Here is a 13,448-nt window from a genome sequence, read left to right on the forward strand (position 1 = left end):
GTCACAGGATCATTCGTCAAGCTCCCAATTGACGAACCAGTTGACGGTAGGGTTTATGCCTGAAAACCGTCAATAGGATTTTTTCGCGCTACCGGTGATTGTCATCACATATTCGACGGATTATCCAAGGCACGCCGCCGGCGCAATTACTTTCGCGTATAGGAATGTTTTCGGGTGCCCTCGTGAACATGCATGGATGGCTTGGCAGCTCGGTTCATGGCTGTCGATATGGCGCATGGAAACAAGCCGACAAATGACTTGCATGGCTCCTACGGTGGATTATGAATCGACGGCAGCAGGATGCTTTTTGTATCCGTAAACGTGTCCAGCAATATTTTGCATCGAACGTAATTAATTGAGTTTTGATCGATATTATAAAAAATGACAGCGAAAGGTATTGCAGGTCCATTTTCATGACGGTGTTATCACCATGCTGCGAGAGGAGGTTCCGGCGAAGTGAATGCATGGGTTCACTGCATTCCCCCAAACAGATGGCTGCCGTTATGGGGAAATCTCGGCGCAGGATGTGTGCTCGATGATCTGCGCTGCACGAGTCAAAGCGCGACCGGACGATGGTCGTGATCGGCTCATCCGGTCGCGCCGGCGTGCGACCATGCATGGATGACTCATTCCGCCACATCCCCATTGGCCATCATCGGCGGCGGCCCGGCTGGCCTGATGGCGGCGGAGGCTGCCTGCGCGGCGGGGTTGACCGTTGACCTGTACGACGCGATGGGCTCGGTCGGCAGAAAATTCCTGCTGGCCGGCAAGGGCGGTCTCAACCTGACCCACGCCGAGCCGCCGGCACGCTTTGCCGAGCGCTACGGCCCGCGCGAGCGGGAGATCCAGCGCTGGCTCGATGCGTTCGATGCGGACGCGTTGCGTGCCTGGGCGCGCGGGCTCGGCGTGGAGACCTTTGCCGGCAGCTCCGGCCGGGTGTTCCCGACGGATCTGAAAGCGGCGCCGTTGCTGCGCAGCTGGCTGCGGCGCCTGCGCGAATCCGGCGTGACGTTTCACATGCATCACCGCTGGCTGGGCTGGCAGGCGCATGACACCCTGCATTTCGCCACACCGCAGGGCGAGCGTGCGGTGCCGGCCAAGGCGGTGATTTTCGCGCTCGGTGGTGCCAGCTGGCCGCAACTGGGATCCAATGGCGGCTGGGTGAAACCGCTGCAGGAGGTGGGGGTCGATATCGCGCCGCTGCAGCCGGCGAACTGCGGTTTCGAGCTGGCATGGAGCGAGTACCTGTCCAGCCGCTTCGGTGGTGCTCCACTCAAACCGGTGGTGGCGCACTGGATCGACCGCGACGGCGCTGCGCATTCGCGCCAGGGCGAATTCGTGCTCAGCGAATATGGCATCGAAGGCAGCCTGATCTACGCGATCGGCGCCGAGTTGCGTGAGCAGATTGCCGCGCGCGGCGAGGCCATGTTGAAGCTGGATCTGGTGCCCGGTTACACCCAGCCGGTACTCGCCGAACGCCTTGCCGTGCCGCGCGGCAAGCACAGCATCGGTGACTGGCTGCGCCGTCGCGCCGGGCTCGATCCGGCCAAATGCGCGCTGGTGTTCGAGCTCACCGACAAGCCCACGCTGGCCGATCCGCTGGCGCTGGCGGCGCAGCTCAAGGCCTTGCCACTCAGGCTGCGCGCGCCGCGACCGGTGGCCGAAGCGATCAGCACGGCCGGCGGCGTGCGGCTGGAAGCGCTGGATGAGAACCTCATGCTGCGCCAGCGACCCGGCGTGTTCTGTGCCGGTGAAATGCTGGATTGGGAAGCACCGACCGGCGGCTACCTGCTGACCGCCTGTTTCGCCAGCGGGCTGATTGCCGGCCGCGGCGCGGCGCGCTGGCTGCGCGCGTAGAAGCTCCGGCTTCAGCCGGCGAGCAGACTCTCCTGCACCACGGGCTGCACGTTCTCGGCCAGCACGCCCAGCTGTGTACGGCGCAATACCTGCGGCATGTGCTGCGCGACGAACTCGATGAAGCTGCGCAGCGCCGGGGTATGGCCGTGGCGGGATGGATACACCGCGTGGACGTTGCCCGCCGGCAGCGACCACGCCGGCAACAGAGGAATCAGCCGTCCTTCGGCGATCGGCCCGTGGCAGACGAACTGCGGCAACTGCGCCATGCCGACGCCACCAATCACCGCCTGATACAACACCTGCAGGTCATCGCTGACCAGGCTCGGATGGTGTTCGATCTGCTGGGTGCGGCCGTCGCTGGCCTGCAGGTGCCAGAAATGCCGGCCGTCGGCGTTGATCACGCCGACGCTGGAAAGACGCTTGAGATCGATCGGCTGTAGCGGCTGACCCTGGCGGCGCAGCAGGTCGGGACTGGCCACCAGCATCTGCGGGTCCATACCGTAACTGCGCATGATCAAGCTGGAGTCCTTGATCGAATCACGCACCCGGAACGCGATGTCGTAGCCGCCGGCGATCACGTCGACCTGGTGATGGCAGATATCGAGGTCGATCTGCACGTCGGGGTGCTGCCTGAGGAAGTCGACCAGGATCGGCGCCAGCAGCAACTGTGCGAACAGCACCGGACAGGCCACATGGATGCGTCCACGTGGCGCGGCCTGGGCGTCGTCGATGACGCGCTGGGTCTGCTCGGCGGCAGCCAGCAACAGCCGGCATTGCTCGTAATAGCGCCGGCCGATCTCGCTGACGTGCGAGCGCCGTGTGGTGCGCTGGATCAGGCGTACGCCCAGGCTGGCTTCCAGCCGCGCCACGCGGAAACTCAGTTGCGACTTGGCCACACCGAGCGCCTTGCTGGCATCGGTGAAGGAACCCAGTTCCACCACCTGCACAAAATAGTAGATGTCGGTGAGATCCTGCACGGTATGTCCCCGGTGGTCCGGGTCAGGCTAGCGCGATGCGCCGCAATGTCTTGCTGCAGCGCGCAATCGCACGGAATTGTTCGCTGATCATGGACATTTAACGCAATGCCAAGGGCTTATCAAGCTTCCGCCCCAAGGTGAATACTCCGGGTCGGGACAAGGCTAGATGCGCCAAGGGAGCGCGCACCGAACGGAACCGGTGCCGGCCGGTGACGATTGCTGGTTCACGCTAGCCAAGGGGTTCCAAGCCATGCGTGTGATTTCGTTGTTTCTTGCGGCCTTGTTGAGCGCAGCACTGGGCGTCGGCGGCATGTTGCTGAGTTCGCACGGTGTCCAGGCCCGGCAGGCAGCTGCAGGCAGCTCCAGCACGACGGACGCCCGGCACAGCCCTTCCAGCGGACTCAGTCAGAGCGATATCGCGAAGATGTTGCCGGCGACCGACATGGGCGCGAACGCAGCGCGCCAGAACAACCCCCATCTGCCTCCGATAAACGACAGCGCCGCCACGCCGTTCGACGCCGCCCCGATTCCGGTCAATCCGCTGGCGCCGAATGCCGACGCGATCGGTGCGAAGACCTGCGTGGCCTGTCACGCACAGGAAAACATGCAGGCGTCGCATACGCTGCACGTGGCCTCGTTCCGCGCCGGTGCGGCGAACAGCGGCCCACAGGCTGCCTGTGAAAGTTGCCATGGGCCAGGTTCCGAACATGCGAAAAATCCGACCGCGCCGGGCTCGATCATCGCGTTCACTCATGACGCGAAGACTCCACCGCAAGTCCAGGCCGGTGTGTGCCTCGGTTGCCATGCCGGCGGGGCGCGACAGCACTGGATCGGTTCGATCCACCAGAACCGCGGGCTATCCTGCACCGATTGCCACAACCCGATGGTGCGGCTGTCGCCCGAAGGCGTGCTGGCGAAGTCGTCGATCAACGAGGTCTGCGCGACCTGCCACCAGGACATCCGCGCCAAGTTCAACCGCCGCTCGCACATGCCGCTGCCGGAAGGGCAGATGGCCTGCACCGATTGCCACAACCCGCACGGCAGCATCACCAAGCCGCTACTGAAGACCGACACGGTCAACGAGACCTGCTACACCTGCCACGCCGAGAAGCGCGGGCCGTTCCTGTTCGAGCACGCGCCGGTGCGAGCGAACTGCCTCAACTGCCATGACGTGCACGGTTCCAACCAGCAGACCCTGCTGGTCGCACCGATCCCGATGCTGTGCCAGCAATGCCACACCATGACGCTGCACCCGAACGATCTGCAGACACCGGCCGGACTCGGCACCGGCCCGCATCCGGACGAGCGACTGATCGGGCGCGGCTGCCTGACTTGCCACAGCAATATCCACGGCTCGAACAATCCTTCCGGACCGAAGTTCCACAAGTGACGGAGGCGGACGATGCTTGCGCTGACAGGAAATCGCACGACGCCGACAGCCCTGGCGCTGGGCCTGTTGCTGGGACTGTTCGGCACCCCGGATGTGCTGGCGGGTGATACCAGCGGCACCATGCGGGTGGGCGACATGCAGTTCGGCAATGCGCTCGACCTGCGCGGATGGACACCGATGCTGCACCCGGCCGATCCCGACGGCATGTCGTATCTGCACGCCGGCATGCTGCGCACGCCCACCGGCGCGCTGTATCCGTATCCGCCGATGGTCGACGCCGGCAAGCCCATGGGACAGGGCGACTGGACTTATGCCGGGCTGGTCGAGTTCGGTTACCTGCATGTCGGCGGCGACCGCAACGCGGAATACTTCCGCCAATATGCCGACTGGAAAAGTGGCGCCGTGCTGGGTCTGTTCGCACTCCAGCTCGACAACCGCAAGACCGGCAGCTACGTCGAGTTCCGTGGCAGTCGGCTGAGCCGCGACGACCAGTTCTATCGCCTGCGCGGCGGACGCTACGGAAGTTACCGAATAGAAGCGTTCTACCGCGACATGCCGCATACCGTGTCGACCAGCGCCTACCCGATCTGGAATGGTGTGGGCAGCACCGACCTGACCCTGCCCGCGCCACTGGTCGCCGGCGCCAGCACACCGGCCCAGGTGGCTGCCGTGTCGGCGGCCACGCCCCGGCGCAACATCGGGCTCACCCGCACGCGCGAGGGGCTCAGCTACGAAGGCGTGCTGTATCGCAACTGGATCGGCTCCGCCGCGATCACCAACGAGAAGCGCAGCGGCACCCGCCTGTGGGGCGGCTCGATGTTCTTCAACTACCCGTTCCCCGACAACGGCGGCATTCTGGAAACGGTGCGGCCGATCGACTTCCGCACCACCGACATCAACCTCAGTGTGCGCAACGTCGGCAAGCTGTGGCACTTCCTCGCCACCTACAACGGCTCGTTCTTCCGCAACCACAAGGACCACCTGAATTTCGAAAGCCCGTTCGCCCTGTACAACGTGGCGGGCACGCCACAGGTGGCCGACATCAAGGACGGCCAGTTCTCGCTCGAGCCGGACAACGACTACCACAACATCCGACTGGACCTGTCGCGCGAACTGAAATGGAACGGCCAGTTCACCGTGGCCGGCGCCTGGGGCACGATGCGCCAGAACGATGCGCTGCTGCCGCCGACTACCTGCACCGGCATCGGCGGCATCTTCATCGCGCCGCCGGCCGACTACACCTTTCAGTGCGCGAACTGGAACACCACCGCGGCGCTGTCGCAGAAGAGCGCGAATGCGCGCATCGACACCGGCCTGCTCGATGCGCGGGTCACCTTCCATCCCACGCCCGCGTTCGGCTGGCATGCCGGCCTGCGCTGGTATCGCGAGGACAACAAGACCCGCTACCTCGCCTACAACCCGCTCACCGGCCAGTACGGCTACATCTCCGAGAACGGCTCGCAGGGCAGCGTGGTGCCAGGCGAGACCGGCATCTTCGATCCGACCAATCCGCTGTACTGGTCGCGCAACGTCACCGTACGCAACGTGCCGTTCGGCTACACCGACTCGATCCTCGAACTGGGCGCGGACTGGCAGCTCGGGCGCAAGACCTCGCTCGGCGTCACCTACACCTACGACCACAACCAGCCGAAGTACCGCGAGCGCAAGCGCGTCGACGACCAGCGCATCAAGTTCGACTGGGTCAGTCGTGACGTCATCGGTGCCACCGTGCGGCTGAGCTGGGAGTACGCCAGGCGCGACGGCGACAAGTACAACTACGACCCGTACGTGCCGTTCTTCTCCGAGTCGCTGCCTGGCTTCGTCGATCCGGTTACCGGCCTGCCGGCACACACCGTTGCCGACATGCGCAAGTACGACCTGTCCAATCGTACCGAGAGCAAGGCGCGTGCGATCGTCACCTACCCGTGGGGCGACTCGGCCACGCTGTCGGCCACCTTCTACGGCAACCGCGATCAGTACGACGCGTTGATCGGCCGGCAGAACACCCGCACCACCGGCACCACGCTGCAATGGGACTGGCAGCCGACCCCGGCAACCACGATGAACGCCTACCTCGGCGCGGAAAGCTCGCGCATGGGCATCTCCAACGTCAACGACGCGGATGGACCGGACAACGGCGCCATCTTCGGCACGCCCGGCCAGACCAACCCCAATCTCGGTGGACCGCTGTATCCGTACGCCAACCAGTGGTGGGAGTTCGATCGCGAGAGCAATCGCAATGCGGGCTTGAGCTTCAGTCACGACTTCGGTCGCGCGCGCGCCGACATCAGCTACAACTACACCGGCTCGTTCGGTCACGCCGGCTACAACTACGCCACCATCGGTGCGCTGGCCTATCGCGATCCCGCCGGCGTGGCCGCGGCCAACGCCGGTTTTCCCGACAACAAGTACCGCACCAATACGCTCGACCTGGGCCTGAGTTTCCGCGTCAATCGCAACGTCGGCGTGCGCCTGTACGGCCGCTACGAGACCGGCGCCTTCAGCGACTGGCATTACGCCGGGCTCGACAACACGCTCAGCTACGACCACCGCCTCTATACCGACAAAGGTGGCCAGCTGCACTACAGCGTGAGCCTGGTCGGCGTCATGTTGAACTTGAAGTTGTAGGAGCCGTGATGACGTATCGCAGCAGTCTCCTGTTGGCTTGCCTGCTGATGTCGACCGCCGCACTCGACGTCGCCGCACAGCAACCCGCCGCCACCACGGCCGCGGCGCCGGCCAGCGTGCTGGACCAGCGCCGCATGCAGCCGATCAGCGGGGATGCCCGGGTTGGCGCCGGCAAGGCCGCGGTATGTGCGGCGTGCCATGGTGCGCAGGGTGTGGCGGTCGCGCCGAACTTCCCGAATCTGGCCGGGCAGTCGGCGAGCTATCTCTACGCGCAGTTGAAAGAATTCCACGATGGCCAGCGCAGCGATCCGGTGATGACCGGCCAGGCCGCCGCGTTGAGCGATGGCGACATGCGCGACCTGGCCAGCTACTACGCCTCGCTGGCGCCGAAGCCGGCAGGGCAAGCCGATGCCAGTTCGCGCGGCGCGCAGTTGTATCTGACTGGCGATCCCGCGCAAGGCATCCCGCCTTGTCAGGGCTGCCACGGCCCGGCAGGGCTTGGGCCGCAGCCGCATCCGAGCAGCGCTCCGCAACCGCCATGGGCCACGTTTCCGCATCTGCGCGGCCAGTCCGGCCTGTATCTGACGAAGGAGCTGGGTGATTTCAAGCACGGCATGCGTGGCGGCAGCAGCAACGCCAAGGTGATGCATGGTGTGGCGCAGACGCTGAGCGATGACGACGTGCAGGCATTGTCGGCTTACCTCAGCAGCTGGTGACGCCGGCGATGCCCGTGATGCGGCACTACGGCGTGGGCTGCTTTACAAGCTTGATCTCGAACAATGTCGGCCAGCGCTTGCCAGTGACGAACAGGCGATCGTGCGCGGCGTCGTAGGCGATGCCGTTGAGTACGTCGTTGCCGGGATCCGGCAGCTGGTTGATGTCGAACAGCCCGTCGAGATCGATCCAGCCGACGACATGACCGTTCGCGGGATCGATCCGCGCGATGCGATTGGTCAGCCACACGTTGGCGTAGATCTCGCCCTTGATCCACTCCAGCTCGTTGAGGTTGGTGACCGGCGAGCCCTCGGCCGTCACCAGGATGCTGCCGGTCGAGGCCAGCGATTCGGAATCCAGTATGCGCAGCACCGCCGATCCGTCGCTCATGTAGAGGTGGTGCTCGTCGCGGGTCAGCGCCCAGCCTTCGCCTGGATAGGTAAACGTGCGCTGCAGCTTGAAGCTGGCCAGGTCGTAGACGAAGCCGGTCTGGGTTTGCCAGGTGAGCTGCACCAGCCGGTCTTTCCAGTCCACGATGCCCTCGCCGAAATACTGCGACGGCACGTTGTAGCGCTGCACCGTCTCGCCGCTCTGCAGTTCGACCTTGCGCACCGTCGAGGTGCCGGCCTGGCCGGTGCTTTCATAGAGATAGCCGTCCTTGTAGAACAGGCCTTCGGTGTACGCGCCGGTATCGTGCGGATACGTGCGCACGACCTTGTAGCCGTAGACGGGTATGGCCGCCTGTGCGGCGGCACTGCCCAGCAGCAGGATGAGAGCGAAGGTCGAGGTGAGGCCAGGCAATCGGGTCATCGGTTCAACTTTTGCAGGGTTGAGAATGTGCGGTGGCGGTCAGTCCAACGGGCGCACGCGGAAATTGCGGCCCTTGATCTTGCCGGCGCGCAAGCGCTCGAGCGCCTTGTTCGCCAGCGCGCGGCTGATCGCCACATAGGCGCGCGTGGCGAACACATCGATCTTGCCGATGTCCTTGGCGTCGAGCCCGGCGTCGCCGGTGAGCGCGCCGAGGATGTCGCCGGGGCGCAGCTTGTCCTGCCGACCGGCGTCGATCACCAGGGTCTTCATCGGTGCCAGATGCAGGGTCTTGCCGCGCGACGGCGCGACTTTCAGCGGACGCCACGGCAACGGTGTGCCGTTGAGTTCCTCGATATTCGCCGCCTTCGGCCGCTCGCGCGGCGTGCACAGCGTGATCGCCAGGCCGGTCTGGCCGGCGCGACCGGTGCGGCCGATGCGATGGGTGTGGGTTTCCGGATCGTGGGCGATGTCGTAGCTCACCACCAGCGGCAGCGCCACGATGTCGAGCCCGCGCGCGGCCACGTCGGTGGCGACCAGCACGGCGCAACTGCGATTGGCGAAACGCACCAGCACTTCGTCGCGGTCACGCTGCTCCATGTCACCGTGCAGCGCCAGCGCGGAAAAGCCACGGCGATCCAGTTCCTGCGCCACCGCATCCACTTCGCGGCGCATATTGCAGAACACCAGCGCATGCTCCGCGTGCGCGCCGCTCAACAATTGCGCCAGCGCGTCGGGTTTCTGCGCCGGCTCCACTTCGTGGAAACGCTGCTCGATCGCCGGCTGCTCGTCGACCGGCGCGTCCACCGTCACTTCGACCGGATTTTTCTGCACGCGCTGGCTCACCGCGCGAATCTCGTCCGGATACGTCGCCGAGAACAGCAATGTCTGATGATGCTTGGCGATGCGTCCGATGATGTCGTCGATCGCCTCGGTGAAGCCCATGTCGAGCATGCGGTCGGCCTCGTCCAGCACCAGCACCTTGATGCCGCCGCCATGCAGGCTCTCCCGCTTCAGGTGTTCCTGCACGCGACCGGGTGTGCCGACCACGATGTGCGGGTCGTGCGTGAGCGACGCCAGCTGCGGCCCCAGCGGCATGCCGCCGCACAGGGTCAGCAGTTTCACGTTCGGTATGTTCGCCGCCAGCTTGCGGATCGCCTTGCTGACCTGGTCGGCCAGCTCGCGGGTGGGGCACAGCACCAGCGCCTGCAGCCGGATCGTGTCCACATCGATCGATTGCAACAGGCTCAGCCCGAACGCCGCGGTCTTGCCGCTGCCGGTCTGCGCCTGCGCGATCACGTCGCGGCCCTCCAGCATCGGCGGCAGGCTTTGTGCCTGCACCGGCGTCATCGTGGTGTAGCCGAGCGTTTCCACGCTGGCGAGCAGGGTGGGTTTGAGCGGGAGCGTGTTGAACGTTGTCATCCGCACATGATCGCATGGCGGCCATCGAACCACAGACTTGCATCCGCGCGCCGGCGCGGCGACCCTGTACGGCTACCGCCCCAGTGATCACCGCCATGGATATCGTTTTCATCGAAGATCTGCGCATCGACGCCGTCATCGGCATCTACGACTGGGAGCGCCGCGTGCGGCAGACGCTGTCGTTCGATATCGAGATGGCGTTCGACAACACCGTGCCGGCCGCCAGCGATGACATCGCGCTCACGCTGAACTACAAGGACGTGTCCAAGCGCCTGGTCGGCTACGTGAGCGAGTCGAGCTTCGGCCTGGTCGAAACACTGGCCGAGCGCTGCGCGGCAATCATCCGCGAGGAGTTCGGGGTCAGCTGGGTGCGCCTGAAACTGTCCAAGCCTGGCGCGGTGCGCGGTGCGAAGGCGGTGGGCGTGCGGATCGAACGCGGCACATGGCCGGACTGATGGCGCGCGTCTATCTGAGCTTGGGCTCCAACCTGGAACCGCGGCGCTACCTGTCCGCAGCGATTGCCGCGCTGCGCGAGCGCTTCGGCGCGATCACGGTGTCGCCGGCGTATCGCAGCAAGTCGGTGGGCTTCGACGGTGCGGATTTCGTCAATCTGGCGGTGGGACTGGATACCGAGCTGTCGCCCGAGGCGCTGAACGACTGGCTGCATGCGCTGGAGGATCGTCACGGTCGTCGTCGGGATGTGCCGCGCTATTCCGACCGCACGCTGGATATCGACATCGTGTTCTATGACGCACTGGTGCTTGATGGGCCGTGGCACCTGCAGATCCCGCGCAAGGAGTTGCAACATGCGTTCGTGCTGCGGCCGATCGCGGATATCGCGCCGGCGTTCCGGCACCCGCTGGGCGGCCTCAGCATGGCCGAGCTGTGGGCCGCGTTTCCGGCGGAGCACGAGCCTCTGACCGTCGAGCCGCTGCCGGACTGAAGGGCCTGCACTGTCGCGCGTGGATGGCTGGTGCTAGAAAGGCATCCTTGCAATCCACGGACGCGGGGGCGACACATGGCTGGGAAATTTGCACGCAGTTGGGCCTTGATGAAGGCGAGTGCGACGGTATTGCGCTCGGACAAGTCATTGCTGGTCTTTCCGTTGCTGTCGGGGTTGTGCACGCTGCTGGTGGCGGCGAGCTTCCTGATCCCGCTCGCGGTGATGGTGATCGGTGGCGAGCATGCCGGGCAGGATTTCCATCAACGCATGTCGGCGGGTACGTATCTGCTGATGTTCGCGTTCTATCTGGTGCAGTACTTCGTGATCATCTTCTTCCAGACCGCGCTGACCGGCGTGGCGCTGATGCATCTGCGTGGCGAACCGACCAGCGTGGCAGCGGGGTTTGCGCTGGCGCGTTCACGGTTGCCGCACATCTTTGGCTACGCGCTGATTGCGGCCACCGTCGGCCTGGTGCTGCGGATGGTGCAGGAACGCCTAGGCCTGATCGGCCGGCTGGTAGTCGGCTTCCTCGGACTGGCGTGGACCGTGGCGACGTTTCTGGTGGTGCCGATCCTGGCCAGCCAGGATGTGGGTCCGGTCGATGCGGTCAAGCGCAGCGTGGAGCTGCTCAAGCGCAGCTGGGGCGAGAACCTGATCGGCAACGGTGGCATCGGCGTGGTGTTCGGTTTGCTGATGCTCGTGGCCGTGCTGGCAGGCGCGGTGCTGATCGGCGGCGCGTTCGCGCTGCAGTCGGTCGTGGCGATCGTGCTGGCGGTGACCTTGGTGGTGCTGGGATTCATCCTGCTTGGCCTGATCCAGTCGTCGCTGCAGGGCATCTACGCGGCCGCGCTGTATCGTTACGCGGAATCGGGCGAGGCCAGTGTCGGTTTCGATCAGGCGTTGCTGGAACAGGCGTTCCGCAGCAAGCAGAAGAAGTGACCTGATGGACTGCCTCCCCGTGCAGGGGAGACAGTCACACCGACAGCGTGCGCCCGCCGTCGATGCGGATGATCTGACCGGTGACGAACGGCGCATCGCGCAGCAGCCACAACACCGCGCCGGCCACATCGTCCGGCGTGCCTGCGCGTTGCAGCGGCGTGCGCGTCAGCATCGCCTGCTGGTCGGCATATGGCTTGCCGTCGCTGGGCCACATCACGGCGCCGGGAGCTACACCGTTGACGCGTATGTCCGGACCCAGGTCCAGCGCGAGTGAGCGGGTCATCGCGGCGAGCGCCGCCTTGGCCATGCAATACAACGGGTGTTCCGCCAGTGGTCGTTCGGCGTAGATGTCGATCATGTTGACGATGCCGCCGCGCGTTTCGCGCAGGGCCGGAATCGCCGCCTGGCTGAGGAAGAACGGTGCCTGCGCGTTGGAGGCGAACAGCTCGTTCCATTGTTGCGTTGTCGCGGTGCCCAGCGGCGTGGGATAGAACGCCGAGGCATTGTTGACCAGTGCATCGAGCCGGCCATAGTGCGCCAGCAGCTGCTCGATCATGACCGGCAGCGACGCCAGCTCGGCCAGTTCGGCCTGCAGCAGCAAGGTACTGCCGCTGCGTTGCTGCTCCAGTTCGTCGGCCAGCGTGCGCGCGTCGTCGATGGAACGCCGGTAGTGCAATGCCAGGTCGTAGCCGGCTGCATGCAACGTGTGTGCTATCACCGCGCCGACGCGGCGACCGGCACCGGTGATCAGCGCGACGGGTCGATCATGGCGTGGCTTCATGCGTCGGTTCCTGCGGCGGTCCAGCGGACAGCTTGCCGCAAAGCATGCAGTGCGTCATCCGCTGGCGAGCGATCAGTCCGACTTCGGCTTGCGCGGTTTCCTGCTCGCGGCCTTGCGCGCGGCATGGGCCACCTTGCGAGCGGCGTCGGTTGTCGCCTTGTCCACCAGTTTGTCCATTGCACGACGCACCGGCGACGCTTTCTTGCGCGGTGCCGGTTTGACGGTTTCCGTGGCAACCTCATCGCCCTCGTCGGTCATCACGACATCGCCACTGAACAGCGCGATCGCGGTACTGGCGACTTGCCCGGTGTCGTAATACGCGTAGGCGCCGACGCCGAGTGCGCCGATCACCGGCAGCCAGCGCGATAGACCTTCGCTCACCGTTCGCTGGGTCAATTTCACACCGACCTGTTTCGCCACGCGCTGTGCGACGCCGTAGGACATGCGGCGGAACACCAATCGATCGCCCATCTGCACGACCAGGTCGCGGAACGCCTGTGCGGCGGTGTGGCGAAACAGGCACCACAGCATCTGTTCGCGACCGAGGGTGTGATTGCGGCCGTAGGCGGCGGCAATGTCGCTGACCATCTGACCCTGGATCTTCCAGATCGCGATTAGCTCCGGCAACAGGGTCAACCAGCCCAGCGGTCCCGGCGGCAGCGCCAGCGAACCGGCGGTGAGTGCGGCGCGCTGTGCCGCGCGATTGGCCAATCGGCGTGCCTCGCTGGCGGGATCGTTGCTGCTGCCGACCTTGCTGTCCGGCACCTTGCTGACGAAATCGAGGATCGCCTGGGTCACCCGGTTGTGCTCGACCGGTGCGATGACGGCCGGAACGTGCTCGCTGTGCTTGGCCATGCGCTGCTCCGTGGATCGCCGCCGCGAACCGGCGTGTGTTCCTGCAGTTTAGATGAGCCATGTGAAGCCGACCTCAATGGCTGGCGCAGGCCCGTCGGCAGCGGGTTTCACCTCGAGCATGACTTCCGGCGCTGG

At 65.2% G+C, this 13,448-nt stretch carries 12 protein-coding genes; 7 read left to right on the forward strand and 5 right to left on the reverse strand.

Translation table 11 applies throughout. The annotated features are described in order from the left end of the window. Window positions 1-621: 621 nt before the first annotated feature. Complete coding sequence (locus tag EAH75_RS17555; RefSeq protein ID WP_140653788.1) at window positions 622-1,857, forward strand: TIGR03862 family flavoprotein; 1,236 nt, start codon at window positions 622-624, stop codon at window positions 1,855-1,857. An 11-nt stretch (window positions 1,858-1,868) separates the two neighbouring features. Here EAH75_RS17555 and EAH75_RS17560 read toward each other — a convergent pair whose 3' ends face one another. Continuing rightward, complete coding sequence (locus tag EAH75_RS17560; RefSeq protein ID WP_140653790.1) at window positions 1,869-2,834, reverse strand: LysR substrate-binding domain-containing protein; 966 nt, start codon at window positions 2,832-2,834, stop codon at window positions 1,869-1,871. Window positions 2,835-3,084: 250 nt separating this feature from the next. Between EAH75_RS17560 and EAH75_RS17565 the strand changes: the two genes are divergently transcribed. The 3 genes from EAH75_RS17565 to EAH75_RS17575 are packed head-to-tail and all read left to right on the forward strand — an operon-like array spanning window position 3,085 to window position 7,568. Further along, window positions 3,085-4,224 (forward strand): DmsE family decaheme c-type cytochrome, encoded by a 1,140-nt coding sequence (locus EAH75_RS17565; RefSeq protein ID WP_140653792.1) that lies wholly within the window; start codon window positions 3,085-3,087, stop codon window positions 4,222-4,224. 12 nt (window positions 4,225-4,236) lie between these two features. Beyond that, window positions 4,237-6,852: an MtrB/PioB family outer membrane beta-barrel protein gene (locus tag EAH75_RS17570; RefSeq protein WP_140806378.1), complete on the forward strand. Its 2,616-nt coding sequence runs from the start codon at window positions 4,237-4,239 to the stop codon at window positions 6,850-6,852. A gap of 8 nt (window positions 6,853-6,860) precedes the next feature. Further along, window positions 6,861-7,568, forward strand: coding sequence for a c-type cytochrome (locus EAH75_RS17575; protein ID WP_140653796.1), 708 nt, complete (start codon window positions 6,861-6,863; stop codon window positions 7,566-7,568). A 25-nt stretch (window positions 7,569-7,593) separates the two neighbouring features. Here EAH75_RS17575 and EAH75_RS17580 read toward each other — a convergent pair whose 3' ends face one another. Beyond that, entirely contained in the window at window positions 7,594-8,376 is a 783-nt protein-coding gene (locus EAH75_RS17580) for a glutaminyl-peptide cyclotransferase (RefSeq protein ID WP_140653799.1), read from the reverse strand. A 39-nt stretch (window positions 8,377-8,415) separates the two neighbouring features. After that, window positions 8,416-9,795 carry an ATP-dependent RNA helicase DbpA gene (gene dbpA / locus EAH75_RS17585; RefSeq protein ID WP_140653801.1) on the reverse strand — a complete coding sequence of 460 codons (1,380 nt, stop codon included), beginning with the start codon at window positions 9,793-9,795 and terminating at the stop codon, window positions 8,416-8,418. A 95-nt stretch (window positions 9,796-9,890) separates the two neighbouring features. Here dbpA and folB point away from each other — a divergent pair, with 95 nt between their 5' ends. The 3 genes from folB to EAH75_RS17600 all read left to right on the forward strand — a co-directional run bounded on the left by folB (window position 9,891) and on the right by EAH75_RS17600 (window position 11,677). Beyond that, a complete protein-coding gene (folB, locus tag EAH75_RS17590) occupies window positions 9,891-10,250 on the forward strand; it encodes a dihydroneopterin aldolase (RefSeq protein ID WP_140653803.1) in 360 nt (119 codons plus the stop codon). Next, on the forward strand, window positions 10,250-10,738 hold the full coding sequence (gene folK, locus EAH75_RS17595; RefSeq protein WP_140653971.1) for a 2-amino-4-hydroxy-6-hydroxymethyldihydropteridine diphosphokinase: 489 nt from the start codon (window positions 10,250-10,252) through the stop codon (window positions 10,736-10,738). Before folB ends, folK begins: the two co-directional genes overlap by 1 nt. 75 nt (window positions 10,739-10,813) lie before the next feature. Then, window positions 10,814-11,677 carry a DUF6159 family protein gene (locus EAH75_RS17600; protein WP_140806379.1) on the forward strand — a complete coding sequence of 288 codons (864 nt, stop codon included), beginning with the start codon at window positions 10,814-10,816 and terminating at the stop codon, window positions 11,675-11,677. 34 nt (window positions 11,678-11,711) lie between these two features. On the opposite strand, the gene EAH75_RS17605 is transcribed toward EAH75_RS17600, so the two are convergent. Further along, the gene (locus tag EAH75_RS17605; protein ID WP_140653808.1) at window positions 11,712-12,458 is read right to left on the reverse strand and encodes a pteridine reductase; all 747 of its coding nucleotides are present in this window, start codon (window positions 12,456-12,458) and stop codon (window positions 11,712-11,714) included. Between the two features lie 72 nt (window positions 12,459-12,530). After that, window positions 12,531-13,313: a hypothetical protein gene (locus EAH75_RS17610; protein WP_140653810.1), complete on the reverse strand. Its 783-nt coding sequence runs from the start codon at window positions 13,311-13,313 to the stop codon at window positions 12,531-12,533. Window positions 13,314-13,448 lie beyond the last annotated feature (135 nt).

Source organism: Rhodanobacter glycinis (genome assembly GCF_006438785.1).
GTDB lineage: Bacteria > Pseudomonadota > Gammaproteobacteria > Xanthomonadales > Rhodanobacteraceae > Rhodanobacter > Rhodanobacter glycinis_A.

Bases quoted from the DNA above. Each gene is read 5' to 3' on its own strand.
- EAH75_RS17555 (WP_140653788.1), top strand. From the start codon at position 622: ATGACTCATTCCGCCACATCCCCATTGGCCATCATCGGCGGCGGCCCG.
- EAH75_RS17605 (WP_140653808.1), bottom strand. From the start codon at position 12,458: ATGAAGCCACGCCATGATCGACCCGTCGCGCTGATCACCGGTGCCGGT.
- EAH75_RS17570 (WP_140806378.1), top strand. From the start codon at position 4,237: ATGCTTGCGCTGACAGGAAATCGCACGACGCCGACAGCCCTGGCGCTG.
- EAH75_RS17610 (WP_140653810.1), bottom strand. From the start codon at position 13,313: ATGGCCAAGCACAGCGAGCACGTTCCGGCCGTCATCGCACCGGTCGAG.
- folK (WP_140653971.1), top strand. From the start codon at position 10,250: ATGGCGCGCGTCTATCTGAGCTTGGGCTCCAACCTGGAACCGCGGCGC.
- EAH75_RS17565 (WP_140653792.1), top strand. From the start codon at position 3,085: ATGCGTGTGATTTCGTTGTTTCTTGCGGCCTTGTTGAGCGCAGCACTG.
- dbpA (WP_140653801.1), bottom strand. From the start codon at position 9,795: ATGACAACGTTCAACACGCTCCCGCTCAAACCCACCCTGCTCGCCAGC.
- EAH75_RS17600 (WP_140806379.1), top strand. From the start codon at position 10,814: ATGGCTGGGAAATTTGCACGCAGTTGGGCCTTGATGAAGGCGAGTGCG.
- EAH75_RS17580 (WP_140653799.1), bottom strand. From the start codon at position 8,376: ATGACCCGATTGCCTGGCCTCACCTCGACCTTCGCTCTCATCCTGCTG.
- folB (WP_140653803.1), top strand. From the start codon at position 9,891: ATGGATATCGTTTTCATCGAAGATCTGCGCATCGACGCCGTCATCGGC.
- EAH75_RS17575 (WP_140653796.1), top strand. From the start codon at position 6,861: ATGACGTATCGCAGCAGTCTCCTGTTGGCTTGCCTGCTGATGTCGACC.